This window comes from Metabacillus sp. KH_069, assembly GCF_057838075.1.
In genome coordinates this window covers 1,187,805-1,209,596 of record NZ_CM174460.1, presented here as the reverse complement: position 1 = coordinate 1,209,596, position 21,792 = coordinate 1,187,805, and the positions used below count along the sequence as shown (strand labels likewise).

Sequence of the window (21,792 nt, the reverse complement as noted above, 5' to 3'; positions counted from 1 at the left end):
TGGATTTGCTTATTCCTTTACTCCGCCGATCGTTAACCCTTGGATAAAATATTTTTGAAAGAATGGGTACGAAACAGCGATTGGTAAGGTTGCAATAACAACCATAGCCATCTTAGCTGCATCTTTTGGAACAGACTGCAGGATTCCTTTTACAGAACCTGTTAACAATGTGTTCTGGCGAATGAATTCAATGGTATTCTCAATCTTCATCAAAAGAGATTGAAGTGGTACGAGAGCTGGATTATCAATGAATAATAATGCGTTAAACCAGTCGTTCCAATAACCAAGTGTACTAAACAAAGCAATTGTAGCTAACCCGGGAAGGGATAACGGCAAAACAATTTTAAAGTAGATACGCAGTTCACTAGCTCCGTCAATACGAGCAGATTCTAATATGGATTCAGGTACTGAACGCTGAAAAAATGTTCTCATAATTAAGATGTAAAAAGCATTGACTGCCATCGGAAGAATGAGCGCCCAGATTGTATCGCGCAGATGCAAGACTTGAGTAGCCACGATATAAAAGGGAACAAGTCCTCCGTTAAATAACATTGTAAAGAAAGCAAAAAAGGTGAACTGTTTACGATATTTGAACTGCGGGCGTGAGATGGCGTACGCATAAAAAGAAATGGTGAACACACTAATGATGGTACCCAGCACTGTTACTAAAATCGTAATCATATAAGACTGAAGCAATTGACCTTTTATGGCCCATAAGAATTGATAAGCTTCAAAACTCCATGTCTCTGGAAGTAAGCTGAAGCCATTCTTATCTAAAACGCTTTCATCTGTCAGTGAAATAATAATGACATAAATAAAAGGAAACACACATGAGAATGCGAAAACGGCAAGAATCGTGTTTAAAATCACATTCGCTTTTTTTCCTAATTCATGAGGATTGTAGTTCTTTTTTTTCACTATTTTTGGTTCATTCTTCAATTGAGCCAGTGGCTTCGGCAAATCAGATTCTACTATGGATTTACTCATGCAAGAGTCGCTTTAGGTGCGACTTCCCCCCTTTCTAAGATTGAGTTTTAAGAGACGAGGGCTGTTTTTTAAAAAAGTGCATAATCATTATTGATTCTTTTTACAATGTAATTCGTTAAGATAACCAGGATAAAACCAACAACGGATTGATATAACCCTGCTGCTGTACTCATACTGACCTCACCCATCGTCATTAATCCACGATACACATACGTATCAATGACGTTTGTAACCGGATACAAAGATCCGCTGTCCAAGGGAACTTGATAGAACAATCCAAAGTCAGAGTTAAAGATCTTACCTATGTTTAAAATCGTTAAAATGACGATTAATGGAGTGATCATCGGAATGGTGATATGCCTGATTTGCTGCCACTTTGATGCACCGTCGATCATAGCAGCTTCATAAAAATTCCGGTCTATTCCTACAATAGCAGCTAAATAAACGATGCTGCCGTATCCAATCCCTTTCCACATGCTCATGAACACAAGGATGAATGGCCAATATTCCGGCTCACTGTACCAAGAAACTTTCTCAACGCCAAACCATTGCAGAATATTGTTCATCATTCCTCGATCTACGCTCAAAAAGGTAAAAACAAAATAACTGACAATGACCCAAGATAAAAAATGAGGAAACAGCATACCTGTCTGATACACTTTTGCCATTTTCTTATTTGTAATCTCGTTTAAAATAATTGCTGTTGCTACCGCTAGTATGAGTCCAAGGATGATGAATACCAAATTGTATAGTATGGTGTTTCTCGTAATAATGAATGCATCATTAGTACTAAAGAGAAACTCAAAGTTTTCAAACCACACCCATTCACTATTGATGACGCTTGCAAAAAATCCGTCGGGATGAAATTGAAAGTTTTTGAACGCGATTACGGTCCCAAACATTGGTAAATAAGAAAACAGCAAAAACCATATGACACCTGGAAGAACCATCAAGATCCATGTTTTATTTTTATAAACATCTTGAAAGAACCTCTTTACTCTAGTCATTTCTCTCCCCCCCTTGTTCTATAGTTGATTCTATATACTAATTTTACAAAAGGTAGATTCATTAGAGTAGTTAACAAAATTTAGTTTTACTGTACTATCTTTGTTTTATATACAAATTTAAGGTTCACCGGACGAATGTATATAAAAGGAACATGGGTTAATCCATGTTCCTTTACGACAAATGTAATCAAGGAGAAGAGTAGCCGTATACTTCAAATTCATAAATTCTTGCTGCCTGATCACTTCCTTGGGTCGGTTTATCGATCCATAATCGGACATATCGTGCATCGGTAAGCGGAATGGTATGTTCGGATACGGCTTCAGTATTGTCTGTTACTTGTACAGAATTAGACCAATTTACCCCATCAGTGCTTAGTTCAATTTTGAAGGCTTGCGTATTAAATGCTTGAGCCTCTCCTCCTGCTTGTGCATGATGTACAACAAACTTTGAAACAGAATGGTTTTCTCCCAAGTCAACTTTTAACCAATGAGGAGCCGTACCAAGTGCGCACCATTTGCTGTTATCTGTAACTTTACCGTCTAAGGCGTAGGATGGCCCTTCAGACGAAGCACACGCTCCGCTTGCCTCTGCCTTCTTCCCTAATGCTACATTCGTAATATTTTGGGCATCTTTAGAGATGGTGATCCAAGCTTCTTTTTTGAGCACATCTTCTCCTTCACTATTTCTTGCTGTTAACGTAACAGAATAAACGCCTTCATTTTCATAGCTAACAACAGGATTTAATTCTTTGCTTACAGATGGTGTGCCACCTTCAAACTGCCAGTTTACTTCTTCTGTAACTTCAGATGATGTATTTGTGAATTGAATTTCCTCTCCAGGCGCTGCTATCGTTTTATTTGCACTGAAGTTAGCCACAGGCTTAGGGTAAGGCGGCCATTCAAATTGAATGCTCGCTGGTTTGCTTCGTTTAAATTCATTGTTTACTGCCACAATGTCTAAAATTGTATGTTCTTCTTTATCATATCTCTTTAGTTCAGATAAGAAATAGACATGATTAGGCGTTGCTCCAACCCATTCTTTTTCACCATTTGGCAACGTTCGGTATATTTCATAATGACTAATGTTTGACTCAAACGGAATCCATGAGAGTGATGCATCAGCATAAATTCCATTATCAAATTCTACGTCACTTACCTCAGCTCCATTAGGACGAACCTTTTCAATATGTTTATCTTGTTTATTGAAAACCTTGATTTCACCTACATTTAGTTCATAGTTTGCGACTTCTTGTTGGCCCTCAACAAAAAGAGAAATGGCAGCTAGCTTTTTACCATTATATTTTTTTAACTTAAACGAACTTGTTGCCCATTTATTATCACTTTTCGCTTTAGTATCTAAGTAAATGAATTTTTCTGGATTGTCTGAGAAACTCAAGCCAACCTTTATTTTTGATTGCTTGGAATTGGCTTTATACGTCACGGACAATTCCGAATCCTTTTGTAATAAAAGATCTGTTTTATATAGTTTAAGATGAGCTGGATCTGACGGATTTAATGTGCCTGAAAGCTTTAAAGAACTGCCGCCTTCATATGCTTGTTCCCAATCAAAAGCAACTTCTAGGTTTTGCCCGCCTTCTTTGAGCCAGCGCCATGTCGGAAGAATGTCTTGAAGACTTCGGTTGTTCCAAGACTCCTTGCTTGCAACCTTCCCTTTCACAGAGAATGACTTTCCGCTGCCCGTGTTAAAGTGTGTCACAAATGGCAAATCACGAATAGGAGTTTTGGCGGTAAAGTAGTGAGCCATTCCTTTCCAGCTCCCATTACCATCAGTATTGGAAGGATCTCCGTTTTTACCAACCCAAAACTCTTGTTCCTTTTGATAGAACTCTTCCATGTTCTCTGAGGTTTTATATGCCCAGTCTGGCCGGTAGATGCCTAAAGAGGTATATGGAGTTTTCCCTGTTGGAAAGATGCCTTCCCATGGAATAGAAGTACTTGTCCCCCGCGCTTCCACATCAATACCTGTATATAAATCATATGCACTTCTATTAATCTGCTGCGCCTTTATAGAGGATGATTGTTGATCCCGCCACCAGAAGTTTAAAAACATGCTGTCTGATACACGTTCTTCACCATCTTGCAAAAACATACTGTTTTTATCCGTAAGAGCGTTTTGCCAGTTAATTCTTCCATCGTTTGTCATGGAATCATACCACATCACTTGAGAGCCTTCTGGCTTATGTTCCTGCAGGTAAATTAAAAACTGCTGCATTTTCTCAGCTGTTTGTGGATTTCCTCCTTCCGTTTCCTGATTGATAAACCATCCGTCAAATCCGTAATACTCCGATACTTCAAGCAGCTTGTCGGCTGCAGGAAAAGACCCGTCTTCCCGCTGCGCCAGCATTTGATCTACCCATTCTTTCTTTCCGCCGTAAACAGTTGGAGGGAAAAATACATTGCCTAAAATAGGTACACCATTTTTGTGAGAAGCATCAATAACATCAGCACTTGGCGGAACAATAATCCCTTCTCCAGACGAACCTGCCCAATACACCATTAAATCTGCATATTGCCAATAGCTGAATGTATTAGCAAAAAACTCTTTTCCGCCTTGAGATGGTACACCACTTGTATTTGGATTTAATGCAGACAAAGCAACGAGCTTTGCATCTGACTGTGAATTCTCATTCACTTTGTATAATACGTCTCGTTTTGCCAATGGAATATGACTGCGATTAAACTTTGCATTTGGGTCATTTTCTGGAGACCAATTTAATAGCTGTTCCGGAAACCAATGCGAAGACTGAGGCTGTTCTGCAAAACTGCTGTGAGGCCAAAACATTAATAATAACAAGCACATTCCTAGGAAACTACTGATTTCACATACTTTCTTTTTCAAGTGATTCAAATTCCATCCTCTCCTCTTTCAAATTTATAATGAAGCAATTAAGCAAGCTCCTTTTCTTAGTCTGTTACATGCACTATCAGCGAAAGCGCTGTCAAAAGTATAATTGATACAACACCATCTTCCTTTATGTAGTTATATCCTGGGCCCTGCAAACCGTCAATCCACTCTAATGAAGTGATAAGTTTTTTTCACTATAACTAAAATATGTCCATTAAAAAATCCCGTATCACGAATGTGTACGGGATGACGACTCATGAATTAGCACCTTGAGATAATGCTCTATACTCTGTAGGAGTCAAACCAATCTTCTTTTTAAACTGTTTATAAAAATAGGTAGAATCTGAATAACCCACTTGTTCTCCTATTTCACCAGCACGAAGATGAGTGGTTTGCAGAAGGTCTTTCGCTTTTAGAATGCGAAGTTCATTCACATAATCTGAAAAAACAACGTTCATTTCCTTTTGAAAAAGCTGACCTAGATAGACCGTGTTAATGTGGAACTGATGGCTTAAACTTTTTAAAGAAAGATCTTCATGAAGGTTTCTTTTTATATAATTCACCAAGCTTTTAATAATAGGGCTAATATGATTATTTCTCTCTTGCAGCCCTTCCATGACTTTTAAACAATATTGATAGAGTATTCGTTCTAATTCAAACATGTTCGCAGATTGTAAAATCTCCTGCATAATCCGGGCTGTCTCCAAATAGTTTACTTGAATTGAGATTGAGTTTTTTATAATAGAAATAGTATCAATGGCAAGTCCCCGCAGCACGATTACATGCTGCTGCTCTTCTAAGGAGCAGCCTTGCTGCAAGAAAGACTGTATCCATTTCTTAAGGCTTTCCTCGTCATATCTTAATATGATTTGCACAAGTTCTTGCCCATTTAGTGATGCAGGATGAGAAGGAACTCTAAATTTTCTGGCCAATTCTTCTGTAATCACATGTGTATCTTCTGTCAAAACAACTTTAAATTCAGCCAATTGTTTTACCTGTTTGAAATGTACAGAAATAGGATCCATCATTGAAGTTGATTCACTCTTTGTAATCCAAAAGTGTCTTATCCAATCTTCTTTCTTAAGCATGATTACTATGGTTTCTATTTCTCTCTCTACTATGTCAATCTCTTTATTCATCCAAAGTACGATGATTTCGCCTCCAGGCTCCATCACAAAAAGGGCATCCATTGAGTCTTCCAATTGCTTTTTTAGTGCTATTCGTTTTTTCAATGTATGTTCTTCAGTCGAATCTAGCTTTAAGTATGAAAGGTATAACTGTTGTTTTGAAAACGGAATATGATACATTTTAAGCCGTTGTTTTAGCTCTGCTTCTTCGATCTCTTCATTTAGCCAGCGCCAAATCACATTATCACGCAAGATTTGACTTTCTTCCACAGACTGCTCTTGCTGGTTTAATTTCTCAACTGCGTTACGGATCGTGGCATTGAGTTCTTCTTCATCTACGGGCTTTAACAAGTAGTTTTCAATGCCTAACTCAATTCCTTTTTTCACATAGTTAAACTCTTGATAACCTGTAAGCACCACACATTTAGTATGAGGATGAATAGCCTTTACTTCCTCAATTAATTGAAGACCTGTCATATTTGGCATCATAATATCTGTAATGAGTAAATCACACGGGCTTTCCCTTATTTGCAGAAGAGCTTTTTCTCCATCATTCGCCTCGCCGGTAACCTCCAGTCCATTACCTTCCCAATCAATCAAGTATTTTAACCCTTCAACAATAATAGGTTCATCATCTACGATAAAAACCTTATACATCTTCGTTTCCTCCTTTAAGAATAGGAAGAGTGAGAATCACACATGTTCCTTGTTTTAGAATGCTTTCAATATGCAGACCAAATTGTTTTCCGTATTTCATCTGAATCCGCTGATGGACATTATGAAGACCAATAGACTCCCCCATCGTTTCCTTTTTTAAATTCTCAAGGACTTCTTTTAACCGCTCTTTTTCAATGCCTTCGCCATTATCAATAATAGTAATGATGAATTTATTTTTTGATTTTTTTACGACCATTTTTAATAAATTGTTGTCATGTTGTTTCTTAAATCCATGAATCATGTAGTTTTCTACAAGCGGCTGTAAGGTAAATCGCATCATTGGCAGATCATAGCAATCCTCAGGAATGTCAAACTCGACTTTTAATCGATTTGCATATCTGATTTGAAACATGTTCAAATACTGTTTGATGTGATTTACTTCATCTTCAACGGTTACAATCTGTTTATGCTCAAGTGAATAGCGAAACAATTTACCTAAATAAACAATCATATCACTCGTTGTGCGTGAACCTTCACTTAGGGCTTTCATTCTGATCGTTTCAAGAGAATTATAAAGAAAGTGAGGGTTTATATTCGATTGAAGCGCTTTCACTTCTGCTTCTTTCTGCTTTATTTCACTTATATAGACCTGATTGATATACTCTTTTAATCTTTCTAACATTTGATTAAACGTAACCGTAATGGTTGAAAGCTCGTCTTTATGATTAGAAACAGGAACACGTACATCTAAATTTCCTTCTTGTACTTGTTTCATGGAATGTTCAATAGCATAAATACGTTTTGAATAAGAGCGCATAATGAAATAAGTAGCTGAGATCGCAATGAAAACCAGCATCACGGTGAATAAAATCATGGTCCATAAAACAATTGAAAGCTGCTGGAGTTCACTCTTTGGAAGATAACTGACAAACATTAGCTCTAGCTGATCATCTGCAAGAGTACTGACAATATAATCTTCCCCTTTTATGCTCTTCTCCTCTTGTATTGTCTTAAAAGCAGGCAGGGATAAATCATCGGGAAAAACTTTACGATTTGACGAATAAAATACGTCTCCGTCCTTATTCAATACATATAAATTGCCTTTATATCTTTCCTTGTTGGTAAGCAAAAATTGATTGAGAGAGTCAAAACTAAAATACAAATAGAAATTTCCAAGTTTTTCTAAAGATCGGGGGTCTTTTAGGTCACGTTTTATGGTATATGTATCTTTCAACTCTCTTTGATAGGAACGTTTTAATTCAGGAATCTTTTCATTCTGCGGCATCAGGTAATCATATTGCTTTAAAGAAGCAGGATCATTCTTAATAATTGATTGAGTCCAGCGAAAGTGATTAAAGATAAATAAATATTCATATTTCTCCTCTTCACTTGCAAAGCTAATGGCATTTATATCCTCTTCATCACTGAAATAGGTTTGTACGAAAGTTTCCATATTATTAGGCACGAAAGAAGGGCTTTCGCTATATTTATTCAGTTTATACGACAGATAACTAGAATAATTATTCTGTAAAGAATAGCTTATATCATAGATGATATCATCTTTTGTATACATCTCCCGTACCACTTGATTCACAAAGTCGTCCTTTTGATCAAAGTAAGAGGACACTTCATTTAAAATTCTCATATTTTCATCCTGTTCTCGCTGCACTACTACATCGGTATAATAATTCCAAAGGGCGCTTAAAAGCAGAAACATGACTAAAATCAAAATAATAGAGTACACCATTAGAATTTTATTAAACACTTTTTGTTTCATTTGATTAACTAACTTGTTGATAATCATGTCTATGCTCCTTGTACGAGTAAGTAAAGTACGTTTAATAGTTTAATAGACATTCTCCATGGCGTAAGAGAAAAGCGCACCACTCCAAAAAGTGCTGCGCTTTTTCTCATTATTGAAATTTAATAAAAACGGTTTTAATTTCATAGGGAGAAACATCAAGAGTAATGGCGCTGCTTTTCATTTTATCAGAAATTGGCTGTTCCATTAAGTCCATTTCACTCCAATATTCGATGTTATAATCTGAAAAAAGGGCAACTTTCCCTTTCCTTCCTTCAAATTCATGGAATCGCACGATAACTCCGTCTGCATCTTCTGATTTCTTTACGGCATCCACATGAATATTGAAATTATCCGACGAGAGAAGTGATTGGCCACTATTTGCAGCAACACCACTAAAAACCTGCACTGGTGCATTTAGGACCCACGCTTCCTGATGGGTTCCGGCATCACGCCAATCTCCGCAATGAGGATATAACGAATAAGTAAAATTGTGTTCACCTTGATCCGCTTCCGTATCCGGGTAAATAGAAGATTTTAATAATGAGAGACGAAGTACGTTCTCTTTTATATCATATCCATATTTACAGTCATTGAGCAGGCTGACTCCATAACCCGTTTCAGATAAATCCGCCCATTGGTGGCCTACTGTTTCGAATTTCGCCATTTCCCATGATGTATTCCAGTGCGTAGGACGTTTGACATTTCCATATTGGATGTCAAACGTGGCTTCTGTGGAACGAATGTCAACTGGAAATGCTGTTTTTAGAAGTTTCCTTCTCTCATGCCAGTCAACATGTGTTTCAAAATCAATGCGTTTCGTATTTGAAAAGAAAACTGCATGTTGTGTAATCGTTGACAAATGATATTTCCACTTCATTCTCACCGAAAACCTTACTGGGCCATTTTCTGTTACTTCTATGAGTTCAAGATGCTCTACTTCCTTAGATTTCTCTTGATAAAATAAGTCAATGTCCCATGCGTCATGAGCTAATGGCTTATCTTCAAAAATCTGAAGAATGTTTCCTTTAGATCCATCTGCTAAAACATTTCTGTTCATTTCTTTATCATACAAGTAAATGATCTGTCCGCTTTCATTCCATTTCACTTCATAAAAAGGGGTGGATAATGATTGGTTCTTATATAAAAAAGGTGTTTTGCCGATTTCATCCGATTGATCTTTTTTCGAAAATATAAGACTCGTGCCTGCAAAAGAAGGCAGTTTCTCAGGGAGTACCCACCAGCCGATTTTCCCTTTTTGTGCAGTTAGCGTATTTCCCTTTTCATCCTTAAAACAGCCATCTCCTTGATTTGCATCATCATAAGGAATCATCACAGCCTGCTTATGATTCCAAAGAGTCGGATTAAATAGCGTGTAAGTGCCTTTTTGTTTTTCCATTAATGCATCTTCGGATTTTTTCATATGGAATTGATAGAGGCTGTGAGCTTCTTCATATTCAACTTGGGCATCTTCATATACTTCCCGTATCGATGATCCTGGAATAATATCGTGGAACTGGTTGCGAAGCAGAATTTTCCATGCGTAAAGGAGCTCTTTTGCAGGATAACTGCTCCATCCATTTTTTAAAGACTCAAGAACGCTATAGAATTCCCATTGTCTAAAAGCAAGTTCCAGCTTGCGGTTATTTCGTTTCATGAATGCCTGACTTGTGTATGTGCCGCGGTGATACTCTAAATACAATTCACCGTCCCATAGGTGAACATATTGATCTGTATTCTCCACTGTATGAAGAAGCTCTTTAAAGTAATCCCCTGCTTTTCCCGGCTTTACGTGCGGAATGCCAGGCATTTCGTCTAAATGGCGGCGGAGCTCCAGCATTTCTCTGTTAACTCCGCCTCCTCCGTCCCCATAACCATACGACAGAAGAAGATTTTTGTTCACATTTTTATTTCGGTATCCTTTCCACGCACCATTTACTGTTTTAGCAGTCACATGCCCGTTATAGGTATAAAACCAGGAATCATCTTCGTTCCAAGTTTCTGGTGTGGTAATGAAGTGGGTAAGAATCTGGGTTCCATCAATACCTTTCCAATAAAACGTATCATGGGGCATCCGGTTGTATTGATTCCAGCTAATCTTCGTTGTCATAAAAGAATCAATACCTGATTTCTTTAATATTTGAGGCAATGCCCAGCTGTAGCCAAATACATCAGGCAGCCACAGGACCGAACAATCCACACCAAATTCATTCTTTAGAAATTGCTTTCCAATGAGAATCTGGCGCACTAGTGATTCACCGCTTGGAATATTGCAATCCGCCTCCAGCCACATACTGCCTTCCGCTTCCCAGCGTCCTTCGCTGATTCGGTCTTTCATCTTCTCATAAATATCAGGATAATCATTTTTGATATATTCATAGATCTGCGGCTGTGACTGCAGGAATAAATATTCTGGGTACTCTTCCATTAAACGAAGCACCGTTGAAAAAGAGCGAGCTGCTTTTTCTCTCGTATGCTTCAAACGCCACAGCCAAGCTACGTCAATATGGGTATGCCCTACACAATGAACCGTGACGGGATGATTTTTATCCAGTTTGCTTAGTTCCCCTTTGATGAAATCATTTGCTCGATAACAAGAATCGTAAAAGAAAGCGTCACCTGGAGCTGTCCAGTCCACCAGCAAAAATGTCTGGTTCAAAAGAGTAATCAGCATGGAACGAATAGGGTCTGCTTCAGGAAGTTCCATAACTGTTTGATACATGGCTAATGCGGTAAAGTACAGATCATCTAGTTTCTCATCAAGCCAGCTTAATTCTGCCCGATCCAAGCGGTAATGCTGAATTTGGGGAGGTCCCCCGCCTTCTAAACCAGTCCACATACGAAATGATAACGATACCTCTTCTCCAGCAAAGGACTCTTTGAAGATTACCTCTTCGTGATTCGAGTCCACACCTTGATAAGGCTCATTATTTACAAAGAGCAGGGATTCAAATCCGGAGTTATTGCCTCCCCCTGTTCTTCCAAACTGAAAGATCCCTGCGATCTTTTTTCCCGCCCAATCTTTAGGAATCAAAACCGTTGTTTGCAGCCACTTATAAACATCACGGCCTTCCCAGCGTTCCCCTGCTCCTATCTCCTGATGTTCATTCCCAATCTCAGGAGGATATAGACCAATTTCACCATTATCTTCTATCGTCAGAAAAGACGTTATAGGTTTGGTGTCACGGTATCTAAGAGGAGATAACTCCTGAATCCGCGCTTCTAATTTTCGTTCTGTTAAAAACATGCCTTTTTCACCAACTCGTAAATTTTAATAGTTTAATGGTTGTACAATTTTCTTTCTAGCTGTTCAAACCGTTTCAGGCAAACCTTCATCATCCAAAAAACCGGGAAGACAGCAGATACAAAAGGAATTAATCCGGGCAATTGGTAAATCAAGTAACCGATAAAAAAGATTCCTGCCCCGATCCACAATGCTGTTGATTGGCTTGATATGGCAAAAAGAAATGATTGTTTTATATATTCTGTGTTTGAAAACTCGTAATGCACATAGATGGCAAAAAAATAGGCAAGGGCCATAAGCAGTATAAAAGCAAGCACCCATAAAAGAGCCAACAGGAACATAGAGAGGATACCTGGCATGGACTCTACCACCCTAATATCCACATAAAGAAAAGCTGCTATTCCGTAAAAAATAAAACCTATCTGATTACTTCTTTTCCATTCTTTAATATACACACGCTTAAATGTTTTCCAAATCGGAATATCCTGCTCATTTTTCAACCATTTCCGAACGACTGTAAATAAAGCCACTGTTGAAGGAAAAAAACCAAAAAACCCCAGACCAAGAAGTGTGAAAATTATCCAGCATACATTCGCAAGTATAAGACGCCACAGCCAATCGCTTACTTCGACCATCCATTCCGTCCACTTCATGCCATCGCCTTCCTTTCTTACAAGTCAGCCAACCCTTTTAATTTCTGGATTTACCTGCAGCTTCATGCAACGGGCTTCCTTTTACTACTTTTCCTGTAAGACTTAGAACAAATTCACTGAACATGGAATTTGCCCAAGCAAACCAATCGCGCGTAAACTCTTCTGGTTGATCTGCATTGAATCCTTCATGCATATAATCTGTTCCGCCATCTGTCTGTAAGAAGGCCGTTAGGATTTGTTTCTTTTCTTCTTCGTTTTTTGTTGTCATGCCTTGAATAGCTAGTGCTATATGCCATATATAATGATCCGGTGTATGCGGACTGCCGATTCCGCTTGCATGTTTTCCTTCGTAATAATAAGGGTTATCACGGCTTAATAAGAATGAGCGAGTATTTAGATAGGTCGGATCATCCAATGAGACATAGCCTAAATATGGACTTGCGAGTAAACTCGGTACATTTGCATCGTCCATTAAATTGACTCTGCCTTCTCCGTCTGTTTCATATATATACATCTCTCCGTGGATTGGATGATCTAACTTTGCAAATTGCTCAATACCACCCTGGATCTCTTGGCGAAGGGAGAGGCATTCCTCTTTCAATGCAAAATTATTCAGCACATCACCGCATATTTCAGCAGCATAACCTAAGACCACAACAGCGAACATATTAGCTGGCACAAGATAACCATATGTGCATGCATCGTCACTGGGACGGAACGCACTCCAGGTCATACCAGTCGGAACGACACGGCCGCCCTTTCCGTCACGCATCAATGTATCAGATTGCCGGCAATCTGAGCGTTCAAACAGATAAGAAGAACGGTTTTCATGATCTTGTTCTGTTCGCCATACTTCAATAATCATTTCAATGACGTTTTGAAACGTTTCATCAAGGTGAGAAGTACGCCCCGTTGATTTCCAGAACAAATAAGCAAGTTGGATCGGATAACAAAGTGAATCAATCTCATATTTACGTTCCCAAATTCGGGGAGTCATTGTCGTGCGGTCCAGTTGATGCCCCCTTTGATTAGCCGTTTCATTAAATGCATTCGCATAAGGGTCATGCAAGATAAAGTCAAATTGTTGACGAACGACTCCTTCTAGCAGGTCAGCAATTTCTTCATCCTCTTCTGCAGCCAAAAGATAAGGCCTTACTTGTGCAGCAGAATCCCTCAACCACATCGCCGGAATATCTCCTGTAATGACAAATGTTTTCCCGTCTTTTTGTTTCTTCATTGTAGTTTCATAGGTGTTTACGAAACACTTTTCAAACATGCGCTGCAGCTTCTCATCATAAGGAAAGAACTCTTTTACATGTGTAATCAGTTTTTGTATGGAATCAGGAATAGATTGTGTCATTTGTTATTTTCTCCTCTTTGGCTCTATACCTAGTGTTATAATTTCATTGCTTTTCACTTCATGAGTAATTTTTGAGTCACGCGTTTTCTCTTCAAGGATGTTACTTCGATACGATGGATGTTCATCATGTATGGCAGCCGCCACACTTACATTCCTATCAGAGGGATTAAACCAGCGAATCATCACATCCTCATGCTGTTCCGCCACTTTCATAGAGGTCCACACTAGGCCCTCGTTCTTTGTCTTCACGAACTGGTGGGCAGGTGGAAGTGTTCCTCTGTGACGATCGGTTTGTATCGTTATTAGAGGCACTTTATATTGATAAGCTTCTATATAAGCTTTTGATTCAATTACATCTTTGCTGTGAGGAATGACAAACCACTCAGCGGTCTGCTCACCGATACATTGGGCTTCAGGTGTTGGGAAGTATCCCCAGTCTCCCAATTCTGCAACCGAGCGAAGAACTGTAACCGCGATGGTTGTGTCAGGCTCCACGATTTCATATTCCTGAAGCCCATCTGTCACAACTGTAAGCCCATTTTCTCCGTCTGATACGCTCGCGAAACGTTGCTGGTGTTGACAAAAGCTTGGATTATCCCACTCTCTTTCTGGAGTATTCGGACGAGTCACCACTTCAAAAATGCTATCAGCTTGATGAGTATCTGTATGTAAACCTGATGGGAACAGTACACGCAGTCTATGATCTTTTGCCTGATTGTTCATATACAGCTTAAACTGTGGACCTTTCATTCCTTTTTCAAGCGTAACAATGGTTCTGAGAGACATTGTCGTTGTGTAGTCCGATCTCCCAGCTTTGCGTTCTTTATGCCAAATGAGTCTGTGTCGTTCCTTCTCTAACTCATCATCAGCAGAGACCGGAATGGTCAACGAATGTTCAATTTCAACAACGGTGCAAAGGTCGTTTCTTTCCTTAACCGTAAACTGAGCTTTTGTTCCTTTAGTTGTAATCGTTTTATGTCCTTGAGCTTCTTTAAACATATATTCGTTCCCAATGTCCCCGGTGTCTTCGTATATACCTAACTGATAAAAGGTTTGGCCGGTTTTCTTTTCTGTAAGGTCATACGTGCCATCCCCATGGAAAATCAAATGTACATGTTCATTTTCTAATTCTATTGGGTTAACAGACGATACCGTTTGTTTTTCCTTGACTGGGTCTTCATGTTGCGGCACTAAATAGAAGGTTTTATAGCCAAAGGAATGAATGTTTTCTGCGAAGAAGGATATATTCACTTTTTTTGCAAAATAAGGCTGTCTGAATCGGTCATCCGGCAGATCATAGCCAAACTCAATTGATGGAGGTCCAATCAAACAAGGAAATCCTATGCCCTGTTCGTCTACAAGCTTGTAAGATATCGTGTCTTTTTCATTTAGATGTGCTGGAATGTCTTCAAAATGCATCTGTGAAAAATAGATTTTTTCTATATCCACCATTGTTTTTACAACTTCATTTTTAGTCATTCCAGTTGTGTTTATTACTACAAGAGGAATGGCACCGTCTGGCGTATGTGAAGTATTTATGGACTGAACAAGTGCTGATGCATGTTCTTTAACGAACACTTCTCCCATATGGTTAACTTTTTCAAACCGTGTCACCATTTCGCGATGTACTTCATCTACACTGCAGCCGCAGATGCTGTCATGAGGATGATTCTTCATGAGGGATTTCCACATAAAGCGTATATATTCGCGGGGGTAAGATCCATGTATGAGATACGTCATAGCTGCCATAGGTTCTGCAATCTTTTCTAAAAGTGTTTGACATCGATGATTCCATTGCTTCAGATAAATACGGGCAGAAGCCGTGTTTACCAAGGTGGACCAGCCATCTGTCCGCTGGTTTCTGAGCTCGCCTTGAATCGTTTGCAACTCTTTTGGAAGTGCCTCTTTTAAAGCTCGGATATATTCTTCAAAGCTTGAATGATTAAAGGCGTACTCCGGATAAAGTGCCGCTGCTGTTTCTATGGCCTGTGGTATGTCTTGTTGCAGTGGCTGATGGTCGCATCCGTTCATAAATAACAACTGACTTGTCGATGCGTACTTCTCAGCATCCTGAAGCTTTTGGTCCCAGAACGTTTGCGCACTCTCTTTATCAACCGGAATCTCGTTTCCATTTGAGTACCAGTTAGCAAACAGTACGCCCAGTACACTGGATCCATCAGGCGATTTCCAAATCATTTCTGAAAATGGAGATTCAAACTCAGCCGCGTCTGAAACAGTATTGTTAAATCCTGTTGGTTTCACACCCCGTCCGAATGCCGCTGTTTCAATGCCAGCTTGCCTTAATAGCTGGGGCGCTTGACCATATACACCAAACGTATCTGGAAAATAGCCGATTTTAGAAACATGGCCATAGTTCTTTGCATCATTCATGCCAATCAATAAATTGCGCACGTTCGCTTCTGAGCTTGTTAGAAACGCATCCTGCAATACATACCATGGACCGATATAAAGCTTTTGGTTCACAATCATTTCTTTTATTATCGGGCGGTTTTCAGGATGTATTTCCAGATAGTCTTCAAGCAGTACCGTCTGACCATCTAGATGAAAAGATTTAAACTGATTGCCTTCCTTTTGAAATTGTTCAATCAAAGTATTCATAAGCTTAACGAAATAGTAACGGTGCGTTTCAAAAGGCAAATACCATTCTCTGTCCCAATGGGAATGAGATATTATATGAGCAGTCTTTTTCACGAGTCATTCTCCCCTTTGTTTAAACTAAAAGAAAACGCTATCATTTGTGTATAAACGTATATTATCTAATGCTAACAATAAGAAATACCAATCCTGCCCGCAATAGAATTAAGAGAAGTCATAAAGTTATTTCAGTGTATCTAAGAATAGTCCAATGATTAAATGGTCCATATGTATTTATGACTTTATTAAACAAGTAATAATCATATGTGTAACGTTTAACGGAACAACAAAATATTTAGAAACGCTCTAACATAGTATAATTCTGCTCATATGAATACATTGATTGAGGAAATTCCCAGAGGAAGAAATGATCATAAGCGAGTATTCTTTTCGTTCGTTATGTCTACGTTAAACCGCCGCATAACAATTTAAACGTATGATAAGTCGGGGTTAGTCACCCCCTGCTACTTTTTTCTTTAAAGGAGATTGGAAGACATGGAATGCAGAAAATGCGATGAGAATCTTAGAGTAAGAGACCGATCTCAGTACAAGAAACGCAATGGACTATGCAAAAACTGACATATGGATCCAACAAGGGATGAAGTTCGCCATCCCTCTAAGAGAAAACCAAAATAAAAAAGCCACCTTAATTGATGACTTATTAAACGACTTGCTGTTTATCTCCTAAGATGATGTTAATGGAATAAACCTTGTATAAACTATGAGCTTATAGTGAGAAAAGCCAGTACTAATTTGTATGACAATTAATTTCATAAGTAGTGGTTTAGGAAGTCTTCCTCTTATGTTTACTAGGGCAATGCCTATTAATAAATGAATGACTAAAAGAAGAAAGTAATTCATTAGATTCAGCCCTTTCTATTCAATTCCTCAAGATGATTCTGGATAAATTCTATTAACTCTTCTTTAATCATTTCTGCAGATTCATCAAGAAGTTCACCAACTAACCTGCTTCCTGCAATCTTTGATGAAACCTGTAAACCCAGGAAACGGCAGCCGCATTCCCAAATCGGCACTGTATGTAAATTGACTATTTCTCCATTTTCATCAATGATTCCAACAGATATTGCAGAACGATAACCCGGTTTAAAAGGATGAGTACCCTCATGCTCAAAATCCCCGTCAATCTTAAGGGTATTTTTAAAAATAGGCTTATATTCTTTCATCAAGTCTTCTATGTGTTTTTTCAATTTCTGCTCAATAGAAGTAATCCTGTTTAATAGATTGTCGTTAAAGTCTTTTTGAGTATACTTCATTGGGTGTCCTCCAACCGAATGCCGCAGCTTCCGAAATACCTGAGAGTCTTAGCTTAGGCATCTTTTTCATATCCATATCCCTTCGCATCATTAATTTGCTTTTTTTCTGACATCCGCTTGTGACCCTTTTGGATTTATGGAATATCTTTCCACAAAACAATAACCATCCCATTCGACTCATTTCCCGGACAATAATCGACGATTTCAAAAGCACTATTTTTATTTTTACACGATTATATTAAGAAAGCATGAAAATCAATTGATTGATTTTCATGCTCTTTTTAATACATTATGCCTGCTGTGCTACATTTTGATCTTTATCTTTTTTCATAAATAGCTGGATTGCGAATAAGCCTGCAAAAAGAATTAAGCCGATCGTATCCGAAATTCCCTCTGGATAGATAAGCAGCAAGCCTGCTGCGATGGCTAGAAGCCGTTCAATCCAGTGCAGCTTTCTCATCCAGAAACCAATCATTCCCGCTCCGATAGCGATCATACCGGAAACTGCCGTGAAGACAACCCAGGCGATTTCGGGCAGCGTTGTATCGATTAACAGCATTTGAGGCTGCAGAACGAATATATACGGAATAATAAAGGCTGCAATGGCGAGCTTTGCAGAGATAACTCCTGTTTTGATTGGTTCTCCGCCAGACACCCCGGCCGCAGCAATCGCTGCAAGAGCAACAGGAGGTGTGATGTCGGCTATTATTCCAAAATAGAATACGAATAAATGAGCCGCCAAATCCGGATAGCCAAGGAAAATAATAGCGGGTGCAGCTATTGTTGAAGTAATAACATAGTTTGCTGTGGTCGGTGAACCCATCCCCAGTATGAGAGCGGCAATCATAGTAAGGAACAAGGTTGGTATAATTGCTCCTCCCGCCAAATCGATTAAACCATTTGCAAGAGTTAAACCGAGACCTGTTTTTGTGACAATCCCTACAATTATTCCAGCTGCAGCTGTTGCAGCTGCAACGGACAGTGCTGATCTCGCACCATCAACAAGTGCCAAAACAATCGCTTTTGGCCCCATGCGTGTTTCTTTATTAATAAAGCCTGCTCCTATGGCAATTAAAATAGAATACAGCGCTGCATGCATAACAGGTACTCCTGTCATCAACAACACTACGATTGCAACAATCGGAAGCAGCAGATAGATTTTCTTTAAAACTTCCTTGCGATTTGGCATTTCTTCTTCTTTTAGACCCCGAAGACCCAATCTCTTTGCTTCAAAGTGAGTCATGATCCAGATACCCGTAAAATACAGAACTGCCGGAATCGCTGCAGCTTTGGCAATATCCCAATATGTGATGCCGTTTCCGATAAATTCAACCATCAGGAATGCTGCGGCGCCCATGATTGGGGGCATCAGCTGTCCGCCTGTAGATGCTGCCGCTTCAACTGCGCCTGCAAATTCACGCTTATATCCTAATTTTTTCATCATCGGAATAGTAAAAGCACCTGACGTAACAACGTTGGCAACGGAACTTCCGCTGATTGTTCCTTGCAGGGCGCTTGAGAAGATCGCGACTTTAGCAGGTCCCCCTACTCGTTTTCCTGCAATCGCAGCAGAAAGATCGTTAAAGTATTGCCCAACTCCCGTTTGAATTAGAAACGATCCAAAAAGCAAGAACAAGAAGATAAACGTTGCAGATACCCCGAGAGGAGTTCCAAGAATTCCTTCAGTAGTAAAGAACATAGTTTGAACAAGGCGCTCTAAGCTCAGTCCCCCATGCTGCAAAAATCCCGGCATGGATTGTCCAAATAACCCATATAGCATGAAAACTACTGCAATAATGGTAATCGGCAGTCCCACTGCACGTCTTGTTGCTTCTAATACTAATAAAATCGCAATTAATCCGATAGCAAAATCAGTTGTTGTTAAAATACCGACCCTCATGGCGATATCTTCCATGAACAGCGGCCAGTAAGCTCCTACAGCTATACTGAGCAGGGCAAGGACGATATCCAGCGGGCTGACCTGCCATTTCCCGGTTTTCTTCTTATTTTTTGTTATCGGGAATAAGAGAAAAATGAGAGATAAAGCGAAACCTAAGTGAACAGAACGCTGAATTTGTGCAGTAAATACGGAGACGATGGCAGTGTATAGCTGAAAGAGTGAAAAAGCAAGCAAGCCAAAAAAGACAATCCAGGCGAAAACACCTGTCAGTTTCCTTGTTGCGGATTCAGGGTCATATTTTTCGAGAATGGCTTGCTGTTCTTCTGCTGATAACGTTTTGTTCTCTTCACTCATTGATTTTCACTCCTTTCAAAAGCTGAAAAAGATTCATGGTTTCATAGCTGACTCTGACCCATGTACCGGGTTTTATGTATTTTTTCAATTCATATTCTTTTCCTTTGTAAACGACTCTGTGATTGGCAACTACCTGTCCTGTGCTGAGGTCAAAAAAAGGAAATGTCCGATTCATATTTGAAATGATATAACGGCCATCCTTTCTTTCAAAAATCTCTTCCCCCTCAGGTCCAGAGGGCATGCCAACTGCAAACGTCTCATATGAAAGCTCAATTTGTTTGATCTGTTTGTTCGAAAGTTCATATGTTTCAATCACATCTGTCAGATGAATGGAATGAGTATACTTTATTTGAAAAGTATCCCTTTCTTGAACAGAAATGAAAGCCAATAGCCTGTTTGTGTCTTCAAAATGAAAAGCTGCGGTTTTTTTAAACGGGATAAAAAAAATGAGAATGACCAAGATGAAAAGCACGAGAACGTATAATAGCTTTTTCTTCATCCCTGTTTCCTCCAAAATCAAGCGATAGACCGCAGTTTCTCTGCGGCCTATCTCTCAAACCATTATTTCAGTACGCCTTTTTCTTTGAAGTATTTTTCTGCACCAGGATGCAGCTTCAAGTCACCGATTCCTTCTAGTGCCGTTTCTGCTTTGATTAGTTTTCCTTTTGCATGAGCAATTTTGTCTGTATTTTCAAAGATTGATTTTGTGATGTCGTATACGAAATCTTCATCAAGTTCATCCTGAACCACAAGCATCGCTTTAACAGCAACTGTGTTCACGTCTTCACCAATCTTATATGTGCCGCTTGGAACAACATCCTCAGAGTAGAAAGGATATTTTTCGATAAGCTCTTTCACTTTGTCAGCTTCAAGAGGAACGACTACTACTTTGTTTTGAGCTGAAAGAGTTTCAACTGCAGCTGTCGGAGTTCCTGCTGTAACGAATGCTGCATCAATGCTGCCGCCTTGAATTCCTTCAGTTGATTCATCAAAGGAAAGGTTTTGAGCCTGAATATCATCCACTGTTAAACCGTGTACTTCCAGAACCTGTGTAGCATTTAAGTAAGCTCCCGAACCGATTGCCCCAACGGAAACTTTCTTGCCTTTTAAATCTTCAACTGATTTAATGCCGCTCTTGTCAGTTGTGATTAGCTGAACCGTTTCGTTATATAACGTACCAAGGCCCAGTACATTATCAATCTTGTTATCTTTAAACATACTCTCTCCGCTTAATGCATAAGTCGCGATATCGGTTTGAGAAAAAGCAATCTCAGCATCTCCGCTTTTTAATGTCTGCATGTTTTCAACAGATGCACCTGAAGACTGTACAGTTGCCTTATAATCAGTGCTATCAGAAATGATATCGCCGAATGATCCGCCAAGAGGGTAATATGTACCACCCGTGCCGCCTGTTAGAATTCTAAGTGTTTTCGGCTTAGAATCTCCTGAACCGCCGGAACCCGATGTCTTTTCATTTCCGCCGCAGGCCGAAATGATCATCACAACAGCAAGAAGCATGACCATAAATAAACTTTTACGCATTTTCACTAGTAAATTTCCCCCTCTTTGTAATTTAATTGTAACAATACCACATTTTTATATTACCATATGTTTGAAGAAAATTGTCAATCTATTCTTTAAATTCAAATATTGATCATTTTCCCTCTAACATAAACTATCTTTCTATTAAGTTGTATTCTCATTGATTTGTTGGTTTGCTTCTATAACGAGGACCTGGAGAATTTCGTTTTATTAATCTTTTATAAATTTTCATTTTCTCTAACCTTATTGCTTCAAATTCAAAATTTAATTTAGTATAATTTTAAATTGATAATGATTATTTTATATTGAATTATCACAATCATTAGTATATTCATCTTTTTTCACAAAACAAGCAAATAGGAGGG

General features: G+C 39.0%; 13 protein-coding genes. All 13 read right to left on the bottom strand.

All coding sequences use genetic code 11. The features are described 5' to 3' along the window. Positions 1-9: 9 nt before the first annotated feature. The gene (locus AC3ISE_RS06025; RefSeq protein ID WP_489223451.1) at positions 10-987 is read right to left on the bottom strand and encodes a carbohydrate ABC transporter permease; all 978 of its coding nucleotides are present in this window, start codon (positions 985-987) and stop codon (positions 10-12) included. 68 nt (positions 988-1,055) lie between these two features. Then, the gene (locus AC3ISE_RS06020; RefSeq protein ID WP_489223450.1) at positions 1,056-1,994 is read right to left on the bottom strand and encodes an ABC transporter permease; all 939 of its coding nucleotides are present in this window, start codon (positions 1,992-1,994) and stop codon (positions 1,056-1,058) included. A 187-nt stretch (positions 1,995-2,181) separates the two neighbouring features. Beyond that, on the bottom strand, positions 2,182-4,863 hold the full coding sequence (locus AC3ISE_RS06015) for an endo-beta-N-acetylglucosaminidase (RefSeq protein WP_489223449.1): 2,682 nt from the start codon (positions 4,861-4,863) through the stop codon (positions 2,182-2,184). Between the two features lie 251 nt (positions 4,864-5,114). Beyond that, the gene (locus tag AC3ISE_RS06010; RefSeq protein ID WP_489223448.1) at positions 5,115-6,644 is read right to left on the bottom strand and encodes a response regulator transcription factor; all 1,530 of its coding nucleotides are present in this window, start codon (positions 6,642-6,644) and stop codon (positions 5,115-5,117) included. Next, positions 6,637-8,448, bottom strand: coding sequence for a sensor histidine kinase (locus AC3ISE_RS06005; protein ID WP_489223447.1), 1,812 nt, complete (start codon positions 8,446-8,448; stop codon positions 6,637-6,639). The genes AC3ISE_RS06010 and AC3ISE_RS06005 overlap by 8 nt, the downstream gene beginning before the upstream one ends. Before the next feature lie 109 nt (positions 8,449-8,557). Beyond that, positions 8,558-11,692: an alpha-mannosidase gene (locus AC3ISE_RS06000; RefSeq protein ID WP_489223446.1), complete on the bottom strand. Its 3,135-nt coding sequence runs from the start codon at positions 11,690-11,692 to the stop codon at positions 8,558-8,560. Positions 11,693-11,724: 32 nt separating this feature from the next. Further along, positions 11,725-12,342: a YesL family protein gene (locus AC3ISE_RS05995; RefSeq protein WP_489223445.1), complete on the bottom strand. Its 618-nt coding sequence runs from the start codon at positions 12,340-12,342 to the stop codon at positions 11,725-11,727. Between the two features lie 37 nt (positions 12,343-12,379). After that, entirely contained in the window at positions 12,380-13,702 is a 1,323-nt protein-coding gene (locus AC3ISE_RS05990) for a glycoside hydrolase family 125 protein (protein ID WP_489223444.1), read from the bottom strand. Positions 13,703-13,705: 3 nt separating this feature from the next. Continuing rightward, positions 13,706-16,414, bottom strand: coding sequence for an alpha-mannosidase (locus AC3ISE_RS05985; RefSeq protein ID WP_489223443.1), 2,709 nt, complete (start codon positions 16,412-16,414; stop codon positions 13,706-13,708). Positions 16,415-17,223: 809 nt separating this feature from the next. Continuing rightward, a complete protein-coding gene (locus AC3ISE_RS05980) occupies positions 17,224-17,631 on the bottom strand; it encodes a hypothetical protein (protein ID WP_489223442.1) in 408 nt (135 codons plus the stop codon). 289 nt (positions 17,632-17,920) lie between these two features. Next, entirely contained in the window at positions 17,921-19,885 is a 1,965-nt protein-coding gene (locus AC3ISE_RS05975; protein WP_489223441.1) for a TRAP transporter permease, read from the bottom strand. Continuing rightward, the gene (locus AC3ISE_RS05970; RefSeq protein WP_489223440.1) at positions 19,878-20,384 is read right to left on the bottom strand and encodes a DUF1850 domain-containing protein; all 507 of its coding nucleotides are present in this window, start codon (positions 20,382-20,384) and stop codon (positions 19,878-19,880) included. The genes AC3ISE_RS05975 and AC3ISE_RS05970 overlap by 8 nt, the downstream gene beginning before the upstream one ends. A gap of 62 nt (positions 20,385-20,446) precedes the next feature. Next, the gene (locus tag AC3ISE_RS05965; RefSeq protein ID WP_489223439.1) at positions 20,447-21,433 is read right to left on the bottom strand and encodes a TAXI family TRAP transporter solute-binding subunit; all 987 of its coding nucleotides are present in this window, start codon (positions 21,431-21,433) and stop codon (positions 20,447-20,449) included. Between the last annotated feature and the right edge of the window lie 359 nt (positions 21,434-21,792).

What these genes read in the sequence shown, in the direction of transcription:
- AC3ISE_RS06010 (WP_489223448.1), bottom strand. Translation starts at nt 6,644, where the DNA reads ATGTATAAGGTTTTTATCGTAGATGATGAACCTATTATTGTTGAAGGG.
- AC3ISE_RS05980 (WP_489223442.1), bottom strand. Translation starts at nt 17,631, where the DNA reads ATGAAGTATACTCAAAAAGACTTTAACGACAATCTATTAAACAGGATT.
- AC3ISE_RS05970 (WP_489223440.1), bottom strand. Translation starts at nt 20,384, where the DNA reads ATGAAGAAAAAGCTATTATACGTTCTCGTGCTTTTCATCTTGGTCATT.
- AC3ISE_RS05995 (WP_489223445.1), bottom strand. Translation starts at nt 12,342, where the DNA reads ATGAAGTGGACGGAATGGATGGTCGAAGTAAGCGATTGGCTGTGGCGT.
- AC3ISE_RS06005 (WP_489223447.1), bottom strand. Translation starts at nt 8,448, where the DNA reads ATGATTATCAACAAGTTAGTTAATCAAATGAAACAAAAAGTGTTTAAT.
- AC3ISE_RS06025 (WP_489223451.1), bottom strand. Translation starts at nt 987, where the DNA reads ATGAGTAAATCCATAGTAGAATCTGATTTGCCGAAGCCACTGGCTCAA.
- AC3ISE_RS06020 (WP_489223450.1), bottom strand. Translation starts at nt 1,994, where the DNA reads ATGACTAGAGTAAAGAGGTTCTTTCAAGATGTTTATAAAAATAAAACA.
- AC3ISE_RS05975 (WP_489223441.1), bottom strand. Translation starts at nt 19,885, where the DNA reads ATGAGTGAAGAGAACAAAACGTTATCAGCAGAAGAACAGCAAGCCATT.
- AC3ISE_RS05990 (WP_489223444.1), bottom strand. Translation starts at nt 13,702, where the DNA reads ATGACACAATCTATTCCTGATTCCATACAAAAACTGATTACACATGTA.
- AC3ISE_RS06000 (WP_489223446.1), bottom strand. Translation starts at nt 11,692, where the DNA reads ATGTTTTTAACAGAACGAAAATTAGAAGCGCGGATTCAGGAGTTATCT.